The organism is Allobosea sp. 2KB_26, from assembly GCF_052115715.1.
Taxonomy (GTDB): domain Bacteria; phylum Pseudomonadota; class Alphaproteobacteria; order Rhizobiales; family Beijerinckiaceae; genus Allobosea.
On sequence record NZ_JBFRHE010000014.1, the window covers coordinates 20,278 to 34,573 of the forward strand.

A 14,296-nucleotide genomic window follows, 5' to 3' on the forward strand; every position below is an offset into this window, starting at 1 on the left:
CCATTCCGGTCGAACGGCTGAACACTTTGCGGCTTGGTTCGGCGAGAGCGATCAGCTCGGAGGGGAATGGCCGAGATCTGCAGCCATCAGCGGGCCGGGATGGCGGCGGCTCTTTGTATGGTCGGATCGGATCTTAGTGCGACAGATTCGAGCCAAGCTGGCGATGGTCTCGGGTGCTGGGCCTGCCAGGAGCGTAAGTTCGGCCTCGACGTGTTGAGGTTGAAACTGGGCGATGAATGCCATATATTCTGACAGATGGATGTGCGCCTGGATGTGGCAAAGGAGGCAGAATGGCTCAAGCTGTGAAGGCTCCGCTGCAGAGCGAATCCCTGATCCTGTCCTATATGGACCGGGCCGGCAGGATTGCGATCACTCAGCTGGCGGACGGCTTCGGCATGTCCAAGACCCAGCTCGCCGAAACCGCGGGTCTCGCTCGCGAGACGCTTTACCGAGCCGAGCGGAGCGGTGCGCAACGGACCCAGGGCCGGCTCCGCGAGATGCTCGAAATCATCAGCCGCGTCTCGGAATGGGCGGGTGGCAAGGAGCAGGCGATGGCCTGGTATCGGGCCCAGCCCCTGCCGGCCTTCGGCGGACGAACCGCCGAGGCACTGGTCAAGGAGGGCAAGGCTGCGGCCGTTCGGGACTATCTCGACCACATGGCGCTTGGCGGCTTTGCGTGAGGTTTGTCGGCACCTGCTACCGGGCACATGATCCGCGCTGGGCTTTCAAGCCGCTGTCGGGGGAAGGTGCGGCGATCAGGGGCGCCCGCTTCAACCCAAAGGGGGTCCCTGCGCTGTATCTCGGCTTGAGCATCATGACCGCAATCAAGGAGGCCAACCAGGGTTTTGCGCATCGCATCGACCCCTGTGTGTTGTGTTCTTGTGAGATCGATTGTGAGGATATCGCTGACCTGACGACGGAGCAGGGCAGGAGAGAGCATGCGGTCGAGCGCGATGAGTTGGCCTGTGCCTGGGCAGGAGCTCTTGCCGAGGGCGACCGGCCGGCTTCGTGGTCGGTCCATGATCGGCTCAAAGCGCGGGGGATCGCCGGTCTGCGTGTGCCAAGCTTCGCACCAGGCGCCGAAGCGGATGATCTCAACCTCGTGCTCTGGCGCTGGGGACCGGATCTGCCGCACAAGGTGACGGTCTTCGATCCCAGCGGTCGGCTTCCGAAGGATCAGCTGTCGTGGCGCTGACCTCCGATCGGGCAGAAGGGGAGGGGACGTTGGCGGCTATAACCCGGCGGCCTTGGGCAGGTTCACACTGAACCGATCGCGCCGGCGCTGATCACGGGCGGGGCATGACCGGGTTGGCTGAGCCGCAAGGTGCAGCGTGGCTCCCAAGCTGTTGCGCAGTGAATTGTGGGCTGAATGGGCGATCCGCCCGTTTCGCTTAGCTTGCATTGCCCATAGCATCGCGGTCGGGGATGCGTAGACGAGGGGCGTGGGGTGATGACGAATCGCGTTGAACTCGCTGTCGAAGCGGCAGCGAAGGCTCTTCATGAGACGGTCCGACGTCAGCATCAGCTGCGCTGGGAGCTGATGACGGAACGCTGGCGCGCTGACATGCGGGACTATGTCCGCCCCTGTGTTTTAGCGACGTTGAAAGTCGCAGATACACTCAGCCCTCAGCCCCGTCGGCCGACCGTTCCAAGCAGAATGTCGCTCCGGGCCCGAGGCTAAGCTCTAAAGGCCCGCTGCCTTGGTGAGATTGACCCGGAAGCGATCGCGGCGGCGCTGATAGCGCCGCGTCATTTCGGCACTGGCGTGACCAAGTTGCTTCTGGACATAGCGCTCGTCGACTTCGGCCGAGGACGCGAGTCCGGCCCGGAGCGAGTGACCGGAAAACTTCTCGGCCCGTTGCCCTTCAGGAAGGTCGCCCCGCACGCCGGCAGCCAGGGCCGTGCGCTTGACGAGACGCGCCACCTCCTGATCAAGGAGGCGCTCAGGACCGACGTCCTGGCCCTGGCCCGTCACGCGGCGAAACAGCGGCCCGTGTGCGATCCTGGCGAACCTGAGCCAGGTTTGCAGCGCGGCGATGGGGCAGGTCGTGTCCGACGAGCCGCGGCCGATCTCAACCTCGCGCCAGCCGTTCTTGCTACGCAACGTCACGACCATGCCCATGTCGAGGATCTCGACCCAACCCCGGCCGTCCTCGCTGTGGTCCGGACCAACATCGAGGCCGACGATCTCCGAGCGCCGGAGACCTCCGGCGAAGCCAAGCAGCAGCATGGCGCGGTCGCGCAGGCCACGCAGGCTACCGCGATCGAGCGTCTCCAGCATCGCAATCACGTCTTCCGGCAGCACTGCCTCTTTCTGGACTGGCGGACGACCGTGGGTGTTTCGAATCCCGGCGAGCACGGTCGCAATATGGCGATCCTGCCGGTCGAGGGGGGGACCGCGCTGAGCGTAGGTCCAGGCCAAGGCGGAGAGGCGGCGTTCGATCGTGCTCACCGTTGACGGCCGCCGATCGCCACTGGCGGTGCCGGAGGCAAGGGCGGTGATGTAGAGCCCGATGACCTGGGGATCGGGCTCCACAGCCGAAATGCCCTGGCGACGGCACCAGCCAGCAAATTGCTTCCAGTCCGAGGCATAGGCGCGACGTGTATTGGGCGAGCTGGCCGCTTCGACATAGCGGCGGGCCCGATCGGCAAGATCCTCGAGCTGCGGTGAGAGGACACTTTGCGCAGCGACATCGGGCGCCATGGGAGGTGACGGGGTGATTGTTCCGGATGACCCCGTCTCGCTGCTCATGACCGCGCCCCCATCAACGGACGTCCCAGGGATTTACGACCGAGGCGCCCATCGTCTCGAACTGGTCTGACCGGCGGCTGACCACGATCATGTCATGCACGATCGCCGTCGCCGCAAGTAGCGCGTCCGCTACGGCATCGGGGGCAGGGGAGGGGATCCGGCCCCACGCGGCCGCGACGCGATCGCAGACCGGCAGGATTCGATCGTGATGGTCATGGCGGAGCTTGCGCAGCCATTCGCTGAGCTGGGCCGCTTGGTCGGGTTCGCGCGGCCGGTGTGCGGCGATGGCCCGGCCGAGCTCACCAAGCGTGATCACGCTCAGATAGACGCCCAAGGGGTAGATGGCGCGCAGCCAAGCGACCGCCGGCGGTGATCCCATGCGAACCTCGGCAACGAAATCGGTGCTGAGAAGGTACATCAGACGGCCTCGCGACCGGCCGTCCCGCGCGCGGGTGTGAGCCCTCGCGCAAGCGCTTCGTCCCAGAGCGGCGCGGCCACCAAATCATCGACGAGTGTCGGCCGTGCCGCACGCAGCGCCTCATAGGCTTGTGTGGAGAGGACGACCGCCGCCGCTTCGCCCCGCAGCGTCACGACCTGCGGGCCTTCGCTGCGCGCGCGCTGGACCACCTTCGAAAAGTGGTTCTTGGCATCCTGCAACGGCCACTCCATCGCGCGAATCTCCTAGCTAGACAGGCTAGCTTGATAGGCCCGTCGTTAACCATGTGCAATGTGATCGCCGACCGGACGACCGGAGCGGACGCTCGGTGGTTTCGTCTCGGAGGTCGGTCGGGCGTTCCCACAAGCCAGAGTTAGCACTCTCGGATGATGGCAGGAATGAACGATAATGCAACATTATCGTTCATTTTAATGCCATGACATGCGCGGCGCTTAGGCGGTAAAGCTATAGCACAAAGCGCCGCATCTGGCTATGCTGTTGGCATGCTTCGCCGCGTCGCGCCCCTGATCCTGCCACCCTCGACCGTCAATCCGGTTCCCGGCTGGGTGCGGACTAAATTCCAAAGCTATCAGGAGCTTGATGCGGCCTTTCAGGCCGGCGCCAGCCTCGCGGCACTGGATCCAATCGCGCGTGACATCCCGGCCTGGAGCGGAGTGTTCCGGCAGCGCCTGGCGCTGCAGGCCGCGGCCGCGAGCCTGCGCCTGCTCGGCCGCCGCGAGGATCAAAACCGACTGCGCGACGTCCAGCTGCTGCGCCGGGCCGGCGACGACCCGGGTCCGGCCGGGCGTGTCCTGCTGGTCTGGCGCCAACTCGTTGCCCGCTCACCGGATCTGTCGCACGACGCGATCGCACGGGCCGCCGCCGGCTTTGGTTTGGCCCTGAGTGCGACAGAGCTCGCGGCGCTTGCCGAGTTGGCGTCCGAAGCGGCCCGTTCGACCCGGGCGGCGATCGTCGCCGTGGTCGAGCTGAGTGAGCGCGTCGTCAAGGTGCGCCCGGATGCCGAGGTCTTGGCGCTCTGGTTGGCCGACGCCGTGCTCGCCCAAAAGTTCAGATGGCCGGTGCCGGTGCCGCTTCTGGCGATGATGATCCTCGATCCTGCCGCGCGGGTCGGCACGACCGGAAAACGTCCGCGCCCGGGCGGGGAGGGCTGGCAGCCGGCGCTCGCCCTGGCCTATGCGCAAGCGGCGGGTCGCGCGATCGATCTGGCCGGCGAGCTGGCGCGCCGAGCCGAAATCCTCCATGCCGCGGCGCCCAAACTGCGCGCGAAAGGGGCGGGGGCGGTGATCGCAGCCTTGCTCAACGAGGATGCGTTGGCGGGCTCGGTTGAGATTGGCGGCATCTCGGATCGCGGCCTGCGCCGTCTGTTCGACCGGCTCGTCTCGCTCGGCGCTGTCCGCGAATTGTCGGGCCGGCCGACCTTTCGCCTCTATGGGCTGTGAGCCATGACACGGCGTCCCAAACCCGAAATTGCGCTCGACACCGAACTGGCCGAGCTGCCGCCTGAATTGCGCTGGCGCGAATGGATGGGCCGGGTCGAGGCGGTGATCTTTGCCGCCCCCGAGCCGGTCTCGCGCGACATGCTGGCGCAGCTGGTCGGTCGCGACTGCGCGATCGATCTGATCATCGCCGACATCCGCGAGGAGCTGCGCGGCCGCCCCTACGATCTGGTCGCTGTCGCCGGGGGCTGGCAGCACCGGACGCGCGGCGCCTTTGCGCCGGCAGTGCGGGCGGTTTCGGGAGCGCCACAAGCGGCCGCCGGCCTGTCACAGACCGAGATGCTGTTTTTGTCCGGGATCGCCTATCTGCAGCCAATCACCCGCAGCGAGCTCGGCAAGGTCTTTGGCAAGGAGATGAGCCGCGATACCGTTGCGGTGTTGAAGCGCGCTGGCGTGATCACGGCCGGGCCGCGCAGCCCGGAGCCGGGGGCGCCCTATACTTATGTGACGACGGACCAGTTCCTGTCGGTGTTCGGTCTCGCCAGCCTGCGCGACCTGCCGGACCTGGAAAAGCTCGAGGATGCCGGCCTGCTCTCGAAGGACACGCTCCTGGCGGAGGCGATTCCGACGGGTCGAGGTGACGAGGGGGAGGGCGACGCGGAACGCGACGGCCTCCCCTTTGATGACCCGGACCCGGCGGGTGGAACTGAGCCTCGGCTCTGAACTGGGACCGTTCGCCTACCGACTGCAACGCCCCGAGCCAAGTTCACACCGCGCGAAGATCCGCCGAGTGGATCGAATCTAACGTTAGGTACCAAGCCACGATCGCCCAAGGTCACTCCCCGCCCCGCTAGACCGAGCGGGGAGTGTGCTATCTCAAGCAACGGTGTCAGCGAGGTCCTTGGCAACTTTGAATTTCACGACCGTTTTGGCCGGAACTTCGATCATCGCCCCAGTCGAGGGGTTGCGGGCTTGACGAGCATCGCGTTTCGCCGCGGAGAGCTTGCCGATCCCGCCTAGAGTGACATCGTGACCTTCGTTGAGCGTCTTCGATACGACAGCGGCCAGAGAGGTGAGGATCGCTCCGACATCAGCCTTCGACTTATTGGTCTCTTCGGCAATGGCTGCAATGAGTTCGTTCTTAGTCATCGGAAATCCATCTAAGTTCGGGAATCCCGACATAGTCCGGCGATACCGATATGCAAGAGGAGGAAAGCCGGCCCCTGGTGACGTGTGTCGGTGGCTCTAAACGTTCGCCTTAGCCAAGACCTTGTCGTTCCATGGATGATTTAGAGACTACAATAGAGAAAAGCTGCAAGAAATAGCTCTGCATTTTTGGAGGCGGAAGCTTCGGTGCTTCGGATTATGCGCCAGCGCCGGAGGGGGGACCGTGCCGCGGCATCGCAGCACTGAGTTTCGCCTCCGCCAAGAGAGCTCCGCGGTCATTGCGCCAGCGCCATTCACCCTCGGCTGCATAATTTATCGTGCGAAGAGTTGAATACCTCGTACCGATCGCTGAACTGGCGATCTTCGCAGCGAGTACTGCTTCAGGGGTTCGGACGCCGATTTTGCCAAGAAAAGTCACGGCATTAAGTTCCGAGGGCTCCCACCAATCTGCAATTACGCCGAACACGGCCAAACGTCCGTTGTGGGCAAATCGATGTTCCTTGAGGATTTGCGCCTGTTCGGCCTGCATCAGCGTCGGGACTTCTTCCCACACGCCGTCCAATACGGCGATGGCGACGTGTTTCTGGTTGGAGCCGATGACCTTGAACGTAGAGTATCGCCCGGTCTCCGCCGGTGCGAACGTGGAATAGGGCCTGGTTCGAAAAGCGTAGACCGTCCCCGCCGGTGGTAGGCCCTCGTGCGAGGGGGCAGCGACAGGTTCATCCGTGTCGGCGAGTGTGCGCAGGCATGATGTCGCGACCATGGGCATCCTCCGACGGCAGCGTGCCAGAAGGTTGCAACGTCCGCCATGGCCCTGTGGGCTAAATTCACAGTCAGCGGAAGTCCCGCCTCTTGACCCTGATCGGATCAAGTTCGAGGGCTGGATGTGGCATTTTGCATGGAACCGTATCCGCGCGGAACGATCTGCAATGCTTCATCCGGCAGCAGTCGCTGAAGTCCCTTCGACCCAGCTGGTCGACACCGCCAAGCTGCGCTGGCGGATCGAGCGAGACCATCAGGAGCTCAAGCAGGAGCTGGGCCTGGGTCACTACGAAGGCCGAGGTTGGCGGGGTTTCCACCACCACGCCAGTCTCTGTATCGCCGCCTACGGCTTCCTGGTCGCTCTGAGGAGACGATTCCCCCCTCAGCTCCAGCTCGCGCCCAGGGCCGCTAAACAACTTCCCGACGGTTATCGACCGCGGGGATCCTCCCGGTCCGACCCGAGCGGCATGTCCCGACCTCGATCCCGACCCTCAGGCGACGCCTGACCGTGGCCATGGCCAACCGTCTGCAACGATGTCCATGCTGCACAAGTCCCATGGACGCTTAGCGACAGACACGCAATTTATGACGCAGTAAGATTAGAAGCGGCTCCCATTTTTCCACATCGGCAGGGTGAGTTGGCCGAGCCGGATCAGCAGAGGGAGCGCACTGGGTCACTGCGCCTGACCGTGAGGCGCGGAGGTGGCCAAGAGCAAGTCGTCGATTGCCTTCTTGAGGGATAGGAGCCCTTCACGGCTACTCTGAAGCTGGCACGAAACGACCGGGACGATGGGGACGGTCTGGTCGCGCATCACGGTGGGGCGACTGGTAATCAAAACGATGCTGTAGAGGCCGTTCCCGTGCAGGAGGCCGCCGACGCCGTCGAAGGCTATCGTAGCTGCCCCATAGTCGACGGCGGCCGGCCTCGATGACTCCTCGGATGTGGCCAAAATCTAACCCCTTCCATCGAAATATTGCCTGACCCTGCCTCACGGCTACGACAGGGTCGATGCTAGTTTGGACTGCAGTGGCCCAGAATATTCTCCGGCTTGTTTTTCTGCACCATCGCCGAGCAGACGATTGCTGGGCCGCGAATGGATATTCCTGCCCCGGAAAGTCTCTTGGCCGTCCTGGTGATTTCTGCGCCAGCGATCCTGCCAAGAGACGGGATCAATAGACTGAACTGGACCAGATCAAGGATCTCAGCGCTATCCGACCAGACGCTTGCAGGAAGTGGAAGTTCGAACATAACCTGGGTGACCACGTTTTTTCGGTCACGCTTGGTGTACAGCCAACGCTTTTCCGACCCATCCGACATGGAGCAATATTCAGGATTGCAACCGCGGTCCTGAAGGCCAAGCTCGGGGCGCGCGACAATGCGGGCGACAAACGTCTTGACGGTCACACCAAAATTAGAAGCGGCGGCTTGGCCCGCGACGAGCATCATCCCGCCAGCCACAAGTGCGCGCATCCAAGTCTCCCCCTTTGGCGAGTGTGCGGACTAACAGGTGTTTCGGGAAGGGGCTAAAGGGCGCGCCTTTCGCTAGACCTACGTCCTATGAACGAGAGTTGCCCTGCCCGTGGAATGGAGGGACCCACGTGTTGGTGGCTCTCCTTTCATCCTATTGGGTGACTCACCCAATCAAATTGGTGGCGGGCTCCTGAAGCGATTGAATATTCGAGATACGCGGGTTCGTCCCGGTGAAGATTGATATACCAAGGTCGAATTCGTCATGTTTAAGAGCGATGATCGGCCGTTCCCTTGAAGGCCGTGAGCGCAATGGCGTGAACGCGCCGACGCTTCCCAGGCTGCGGGTCTCCCGGCGCGTGACCAGGTACTCCGGCCATGACATTGAAGTCGCGGACCGTCAGCGCGCGCACAGCCGGGGGTCGAAGCCGCGCTCGCGGTCGAGCACGATTCCAATGCCGATCCCGGACGCTACGGCCTCCTTGACCGCCTCCCGGCTGCCAAGGATCAGATGCGGCGTGATCTCGATGCCGTGCTCCGCCCTATTCTGACTTGGCCGCTTGAGCTGGTGACGCCGACTTCGGTGGCGCCGTTGTGCTGACGGCTCTCCGGAGGAATGATCCGGCGATCAGGGGGGCAAAGCCGCGGCGAAGAAAACCGTATTTTAGGTTTCGACTGCCACACGAAAGGCAGCGCCCGCGATGAAGCCGCCGTCGATGATGAAATCCTCGCCGGTTACAAAGCGCGCAGCATCCGAGACCAGGTAAAGGACGAGTTGCGCCACCTCCTCCACCTCCCCGGATCGGCGTCAATCCTATCATGGGTTGCAGGTGCGGTCCGCCGCGGTTGAGGTCGGTCACGATGTGACCCGGACAGACGGTGTTCACTCGAATGCCCTTGTTAGCGAACTCCATTGCCGCCGACCTCTCAGCCCGCGCAGGCCCCATTTTCTGGCGGAGTAGGCTGGGTCCGAATGGCCCGAGAACGCCGCATGAGACGCGATGTTGACGATGCTGCCGCCGCCGCTCGCGGCGATCAGCGACGCTCTCCGAGTGGCGACAAGGTCGCCGGCCAACTGAAAAATCGCGGAGAAATTCTTCGCTGAAAACTGATCGCATCCCATAGTGATAGAGATCGTATATTTCAGTTATGGAAAAATTAAGTAAATAATATACGATTAAAAATGTGTTAATCTTAAATTCAACAGATTCGTATACTAAACAAGCCAGATTCATACATTTGATTTTCAAACTTTGCAGGAATTATTTTCGATCTCATTGCTTAAAATAAAATATATATAGAAAATCTAGATTTCGAACAAGCCCACGCTCCAAATTTTCCTTCCCAAGCCAGCTTTCTGTGTGAGCGCGCGATGATCTTGCGCGCGTGGAGATATGACGAATGACGAGTGGATTCCAAATACTGCGCTGCGGCCATTTTGAGTGGGGGGCCCCCCAACCAGCGCTATGCTGCGTCTATTGCCTCTGGCCACTCCAGGCCGCCACACATGGCAAACCGCCGAGTGGGGGGGATTGGTTGTTCAGCATCCCGGGCGCGCAAGCATCGAAGCGCCATTGGACGGGCGAGTCATGAGTCAGACGCACGCCTATCAGCGCACGATCTGGCCGCTGCTGAGCGCTATGGCGAGTATCGCCTTGTATGTGCTGCATCAGCCGGCGCTCGATGCGTTCCAACTGGGCATGGAGGCCAGGACAATCCGGATCCTGTCCGGCAGCGCGAGCTATTTTTCGGCTGCCTGGCTTGGTGGACGCCTGGCTGGTCTGGCGCTTGAGCGCAGCGGACCCAGGAAGCGCCAGGTCCCGAAGCTTCTGCTCGAGCTCGTGACCGCGGGGCTCTTCATCGCAGCTGGGGTCGCCGCACTGATGCTGGTGATCGGGCAATCGCTGAGTGGAGCGCTTGCCGGCTCCGGGCTCGTGATCGCACTCCTGGGCTTCGCTCTCCGCAATGCGTTGGCGGATGTCTTCTCCGGCATCGCGGTCGGCATCGAGGCGCCTTACCGGATCGGCGACTGGGTCGCGATCGACGACGCCACGAGAGGAAGGGTGATCGAGATCGGGTGGCGCACGACTCGGCTGCTGACGCGGGACGACACCTATATGATCCTCCCTAATAGCCAGATCGCGCGCCAGACGCTGATCAACTACAGTGCCCCGAGGCGAAAATATCGCGCCAAGGTGCAGGTGGTGCTCGATCACGAAATCTCGGTCGCGGATGCCAAGGCCCTTCTGGCCGAGGCCGCGGCCAAACCGTCGATCATCGTCGCGTCGCCGCGCCCGGACGTCAGGGTTTTATCCTACGATGCCGAGGGCATCCGCTATCATGTCCGCTTCTGGGTGCCGACCTTCGCCGATGACGTCGATTGCCGCGATGCGGTCTTGTCCGAGATCGATGCCGCTTTGCGGGCTCGCGCCCTACCGCTTCCGCTCACCAGGCTCCGGCTGCTCGCCGGCGGGGCAGAAGGCGACGGGGCGCAGGCAGCGAAGGACTCCGATGGTCAATCCGGTGCGATGACGGGCGACGCCACGGCCGGATAATGCTCGTGCTGAGATCGCGAGTCCGGCCCATAGGCGGACAGCTACGGGCGTTCTGTTCAGGCCAGGATGGCGCGGCGCTGCACATATGCATCGATAAAGCGCTGATCCCGGCGCCGCCCCCACGCAGGCTCGGCTCGATCTTGCGGATGAGCCGGGGCGTCGTCAGTCGATTCGAGGCCGGCCGGTGCAATCCGATCGGGTCCGCGGTGCCTGAGGCTCGAACTATGGAAAATTTCGCCAGCGCCGTCGGCCAGTGCGCCTGTCATGACTGTGGAGCCTTCCACGAGCGCCCATCGCACAATATCGTCAAACGGCTTCGCTACCCTGCATCCCACAGCACGCCATTGCTCTTCACTTTTTGGGTTTCATGTGCGCTGCTAGACCCTGAGCCGTTGCGGCCGGCTTTTGTGGAGTTCGGCGGCGCTTTGGCTTCATGGTCAGTAGCGATCGTTTCGGCAAAGGGAGATTCACGATGATCACTGGTGGGCAGTGCCGGGCAGCCCGCGCGCTGATTGAATGGACCCGCGAAAAGCTCGCCACCAATTCGAACGTGGATTCCGTAGTCATCGAGGAATTCGAACGCAGGATCAGCGTCCCCGACGAAGACGTCTGCAGAACGCTCCAAACAGCACTCGAGAATGCCGGCGCCGCCTTTATCGACGAGAACGGCGGAGGTGTCGGTGTGCGGCTGAAACTCAACCGCTCCGAGGTCAAGCGGATTGGCATCTTGGAAAATGAAGGTGGCATCGTCGGAACGGATGCCGTTCCATGAACTCCGGGGGCATCCGAGCTGATGAATGACAACGACAGACCGCCGCTGGGCAATCCTGTGCCGGCGCTGTGGCTGATTATCGCCGCGGCGGGAGAGTGGCTGTAATAGCGGCTGTTGGGACGATCTCGCCGGGGATGAGCAGAACGGCGCTCAAACGCGTGAAGCGTGAGCCTTATCCTGCGCTCGTACCAGGAGTGGCCGAACGATTGATCTCCCTCGATCTGGCGGTGCTCATCCACGACGACAAGGTGGGCGATGCTCTTGTCGAGATCGATGTCGTACACGGCGGCATCACCGATGCGGCTCAAGAGCCCGCTTGAGAAGGGCATCCCTCATCCTGAGGAACTGCGCAGCAGTGTCTCGAAGGATGCTCCAGTGATCTCCGGCGCCTCCTGAAGCATTCTTCGAGACGCCATCCCTCCCGGAATGGCTCCTCAGGATGAGGGCTGTATGAAATCTCAAACAGGCTCGAGCACCCGAGACCTGTACGGGCTCCTGTCCACCGATAGCCTCGCCGGCCGCGCGCCGGTCGGCAACTGAGAGATACATGGCGTGACCGCAAGCGAAGCCTTGAGACGGCGCGGGCCGGCCATGAACCCATGACCGACCCGCGCCTCGTGCTCATCATGCGAGTTTCAAGTGAAACCCTCGTTTCCCGCCTACTTCTTGCCAACCGACTGTTTTGCGAGGTCGGCAATAGATGTCGCGGCTTGCTTCAGAGGTTTCGGCTTTTTTGGCTTCTTTGCCTCTCGGTTTCCGTTGCGCTTCTGCTTGGTCATTTTGACAGATCCTTCGGACCAGGAGCCATCCAGTTCATCCGGCGCACAGTTGTGCCTTGGCGCGCGGCGAAGTCGCGATGCCCTGAATGGCGTGTTGACGGAGAAATCATTGGAAATGCCGCGCATCCCCCGTGGCGGGACCGAATGCGGGCTCGATGGTTTTCCCTGGCCCGATCGCGCGACAGCCCAAGGCCAGCGCATCGAACCAGGGCTAGGGGCGTGCGTGCTGAGAGGGGGTACAGAAAACCCCGGCGGAGAGTTTGCTCCTCGACATAAGGAGAGCATCGGACGTTGCCGACAGAAAGTCAAATTCAGGGAAAATTTTTATCTACCCCTCTTAAATATGCTGCGATCACAATCTATCTGAATATTATTCCTGCATATTTTGCAGATTGAGAGATGTTGTTCCAGAATACGCATGGCTTTACCGGGGACAGGAATGCGACGACCTGAATAAGGTCAGCGTATCTTCCCATTTCGGGTCTCCCGCACAAACAGAAATCGTTGTGGCATCGCGCGAACAGAGTTCGCTGCTTGGGGAGTTGTAGCCGTGTCCGTCCGGTGCGGAAGCGTCACCTGCGACCGCTGCCATCAGAGAATTCCGTTGGCTGCCATCCGTTGCCCGTCGTGTTTCACGCCGGTTCCAAGGCTGAACCGTTGCATCGAGGACGCGCCCGGTGGCGCCCTCGGGACTGCCTCAGGCCGTGCCGCGATCGGCAGAAGCTGAGCCGCGATCTCGGCGGTGGCACGACCGGCCGGAACGGGAAAGCGCGAGATCGACCGCTTCCCCGTTCCGTTGATCGCCGCCGCTGAACGCCTGCGCGTTCAATCGGCAGGAGCAGCCTCGACCCGGGCCATTTCCCTTGTACCGCGCTTCGGCACGTCAAAATTAAGCAGCCTGTCGCCGAATACATCCTTGATCCGGGTGGACAGCCCCATCCGATCGAGAAGGCCAAGGAACGGGCGTGGCGGCAGCTCTTCGACATTCGCCATCGTCCCGACGTCCCAATCGCCACGGGCGATCAGGATCGCGGCGGCAGCCGCCGGCACGCCAGCGGTGTAGGAGATCGCCTGGCTGCCGACCTCTTCATAGGCTTCTGCGTGATCGGCGACATTGTAGATGAAGACTTCCCGCGCCTTGCCGTCCTTGATGCCCTTTACCACGTCTCCGATGCAGGTCTTACCGACATAGTCCGGGGCCAGCGAGGAGGGATCCGCCAGGACGGCCTTCAGCAGCTTTAGTGGAACGACCTCTTGGCCCTCGGCCGTTCGGACCGGCTGCTCCGACAGCAAACCGAGGTTCTTCAACACATTGAATACGGTAATGTAGCGCTCGCCGAAGCCCATCCAGAACCGGATGTTAGGCACGTCGAGGTTCCGCGACAGCGAATGCACCTCATCATGTCCGGTCAGGTAGGTCGTCCTCTTGCCGACCACGGGCAGGTCCCACTCCTTACGCGTCTCGAACATGCGGTTCGAGGTCCATTGCCGCTTCTGCCAGGACCAGACCTGCCCCGTAAACTCGCGGAAGTTGATTTCGGGATCGAAGTTGGTCGCAAAATAGCGGCCGTGGTCGCCGGCGTTCACGTCGACTATATCGATCGATTCGATCTTGTCGAAATACTCGTCGCGCGCCAACGCCGCATAGGCGTTGACCACGCCGGGATCGAAGCCCGCGCCGAGAATGGCGGTCACGCGTGCGCCTCGACAATCCTCACGGCGCTTCCATTCGTAGTTGCCGTACCATGGCGGCATCTCGCAGACCTTCAGCGGATCCTCATGGATCGCCGTGTCGATATAGGCCGTACCCGTGGCGAGGCAGGCGGTCAGCACCGACATGTTGACGAAGGCCGAGCCGACATTGATGACGATCTGACAGTCGGTCTTGCGGATCAGCTCGGCGGTCCGCGCCACATTCATCGCGTCCAGCGCGTGGGGGACCAGCCGACCTCCGGTCTTCAGGCTTCCTTTCTCGTGCACGGAGCGAATGATCGCTTCGCATTTCCCGATGGTTCGCGAAGCGATGTGAATGTCCCCGAGCACATCGTTGTGCTGGGCGCATTTGTGGGCGACCACATGTGCCACGCCACCTGCACCGATTATCAGAACGTTCTTTTTCATTTGGGCTGGTGCCCCTTTCTTTTCCTT

Annotated in this window: 14 protein-coding genes and 3 pseudogenes; 8 read left to right on the plus strand and 9 right to left on the minus strand. The window is 62.3% G+C overall.

Annotation, left to right across the window (positions count from 1 at the left end):
• Positions 1–290 precede the first annotated feature (290 nt).
• Entirely contained in the window at positions 291–680 is a 390-nt protein-coding gene (locus AB4099_RS27315) for an MbcA/ParS/Xre antitoxin family protein (protein WP_441480371.1), read from the plus strand.
• Positions 677–1,195 carry an RES family NAD+ phosphorylase gene (locus AB4099_RS27320; RefSeq protein WP_441480372.1) on the plus strand — a complete coding sequence of 173 codons (519 nt, stop codon included), beginning with the start codon at positions 677–679 and terminating at the stop codon, positions 1,193–1,195. The genes AB4099_RS27315 and AB4099_RS27320 overlap by 4 nt, the downstream gene beginning before the upstream one ends.
• A 489-nt stretch (positions 1,196–1,684) precedes the next feature.
• On the opposite strand, the gene AB4099_RS27325 is transcribed toward AB4099_RS27320, so the two are convergent.
• The 3 genes from AB4099_RS27325 to AB4099_RS27335 all read right to left on the minus strand — a co-directional run bounded on the left by AB4099_RS27325 (position 1,685) and on the right by AB4099_RS27335 (position 3,421).
• Positions 1,685–2,704 carry a tyrosine-type recombinase/integrase gene (locus AB4099_RS27325; protein ID WP_441480462.1) on the minus strand — a complete coding sequence of 340 codons (1,020 nt, stop codon included), beginning with the start codon at positions 2,702–2,704 and terminating at the stop codon, positions 1,685–1,687.
• A 61-nt stretch (positions 2,705–2,765) separates the two neighbouring features.
• A complete protein-coding gene (locus tag AB4099_RS27330; protein ID WP_441480373.1) occupies positions 2,766–3,170 on the minus strand; it encodes a PIN domain-containing protein in 405 nt (134 codons plus the stop codon).
• Entirely contained in the window at positions 3,170–3,421 is a 252-nt protein-coding gene (locus AB4099_RS27335; protein ID WP_441480374.1) for a type II toxin-antitoxin system Phd/YefM family antitoxin, read from the minus strand. Before AB4099_RS27335 ends, AB4099_RS27330 begins: the two co-directional genes overlap by 1 nt.
• A gap of 270 nt (positions 3,422–3,691) precedes the next feature.
• Here AB4099_RS27335 and AB4099_RS27340 point away from each other — a divergent pair, with 270 nt between their 5' ends.
• Positions 3,692–4,648 (plus strand): DUF1403 family protein, encoded by a 957-nt coding sequence (locus tag AB4099_RS27340; RefSeq protein WP_441480375.1) that lies wholly within the window; start codon positions 3,692–3,694, stop codon positions 4,646–4,648.
• A 3-nt stretch (positions 4,649–4,651) separates the two neighbouring features.
• Positions 4,652–5,368 carry an SMC-Scp complex subunit ScpB gene (gene scpB / locus AB4099_RS27345; protein ID WP_441480376.1) on the plus strand — a complete coding sequence of 239 codons (717 nt, stop codon included), beginning with the start codon at positions 4,652–4,654 and terminating at the stop codon, positions 5,366–5,368.
• Between the two features lie 153 nt (positions 5,369–5,521).
• On the opposite strand, the gene AB4099_RS27350 is transcribed toward scpB, so the two are convergent.
• Entirely contained in the window at positions 5,522–5,794 is a 273-nt protein-coding gene (locus AB4099_RS27350) for an HU family DNA-binding protein (protein ID WP_441480377.1), read from the minus strand.
• A gap of 214 nt (positions 5,795–6,008) precedes the next feature.
• Positions 6,009–6,575, minus strand: coding sequence for a hypothetical protein (locus AB4099_RS27355; protein WP_441480378.1), 567 nt, complete (start codon positions 6,573–6,575; stop codon positions 6,009–6,011).
• Positions 6,576–6,777: 202 nt separating this feature from the next.
• Here AB4099_RS27355 and AB4099_RS27360 point away from each other — a divergent pair.
• Positions 6,778–7,080: pseudogene (locus AB4099_RS27360) on the plus strand (transposase); the annotation flags it as partial.
• Between the two features lie 506 nt (positions 7,081–7,586).
• On the opposite strand, the gene AB4099_RS27365 reads toward AB4099_RS27360, so the two are convergent.
• The 3 genes and pseudogenes from AB4099_RS27365 to AB4099_RS27375 all read right to left on the minus strand — a co-directional run.
• Positions 7,587–8,045 carry a hypothetical protein gene (locus AB4099_RS27365; RefSeq protein WP_441480379.1) on the minus strand — a complete coding sequence of 153 codons (459 nt, stop codon included), beginning with the start codon at positions 8,043–8,045 and terminating at the stop codon, positions 7,587–7,589.
• Positions 8,046–8,706: 661 nt separating this feature from the next.
• Positions 8,707–8,838 (minus strand): annotated as a pseudogene (locus AB4099_RS27370) (SDR family oxidoreductase); the annotation flags it as partial.
• 82 nt (positions 8,839–8,920) lie between these two features.
• Positions 8,921–9,277: pseudogene (locus tag AB4099_RS27375) on the minus strand (hypothetical protein); the annotation flags it as partial.
• A 354-nt stretch (positions 9,278–9,631) separates the two neighbouring features.
• Between AB4099_RS27375 and AB4099_RS27380 the strand changes: the two are divergent.
• From AB4099_RS27380 to AB4099_RS27390, 3 genes are all read left to right on the plus strand, one after another.
• Complete coding sequence (locus tag AB4099_RS27380; RefSeq protein WP_441480380.1) at positions 9,632–10,597, plus strand: mechanosensitive ion channel family protein; 966 nt, start codon at positions 9,632–9,634, stop codon at positions 10,595–10,597.
• 472 nt (positions 10,598–11,069) lie between these two features.
• Positions 11,070–11,369, plus strand: coding sequence for a helix-turn-helix domain-containing protein (locus AB4099_RS27385; RefSeq protein ID WP_441480381.1), 300 nt, complete (start codon positions 11,070–11,072; stop codon positions 11,367–11,369).
• A 134-nt stretch (positions 11,370–11,503) separates the two neighbouring features.
• Complete coding sequence (locus AB4099_RS27390; protein ID WP_441480382.1) at positions 11,504–11,689, plus strand: hypothetical protein; 186 nt, start codon at positions 11,504–11,506, stop codon at positions 11,687–11,689.
• A gap of 1,284 nt (positions 11,690–12,973) precedes the next feature.
• Here AB4099_RS27390 and AB4099_RS27395 read toward each other — a convergent pair.
• Positions 12,974–14,269, minus strand: coding sequence for a saccharopine dehydrogenase family protein (locus AB4099_RS27395; RefSeq protein WP_441480383.1), 1,296 nt, complete (start codon positions 14,267–14,269; stop codon positions 12,974–12,976).
• Positions 14,270–14,296 lie beyond the last annotated feature (27 nt).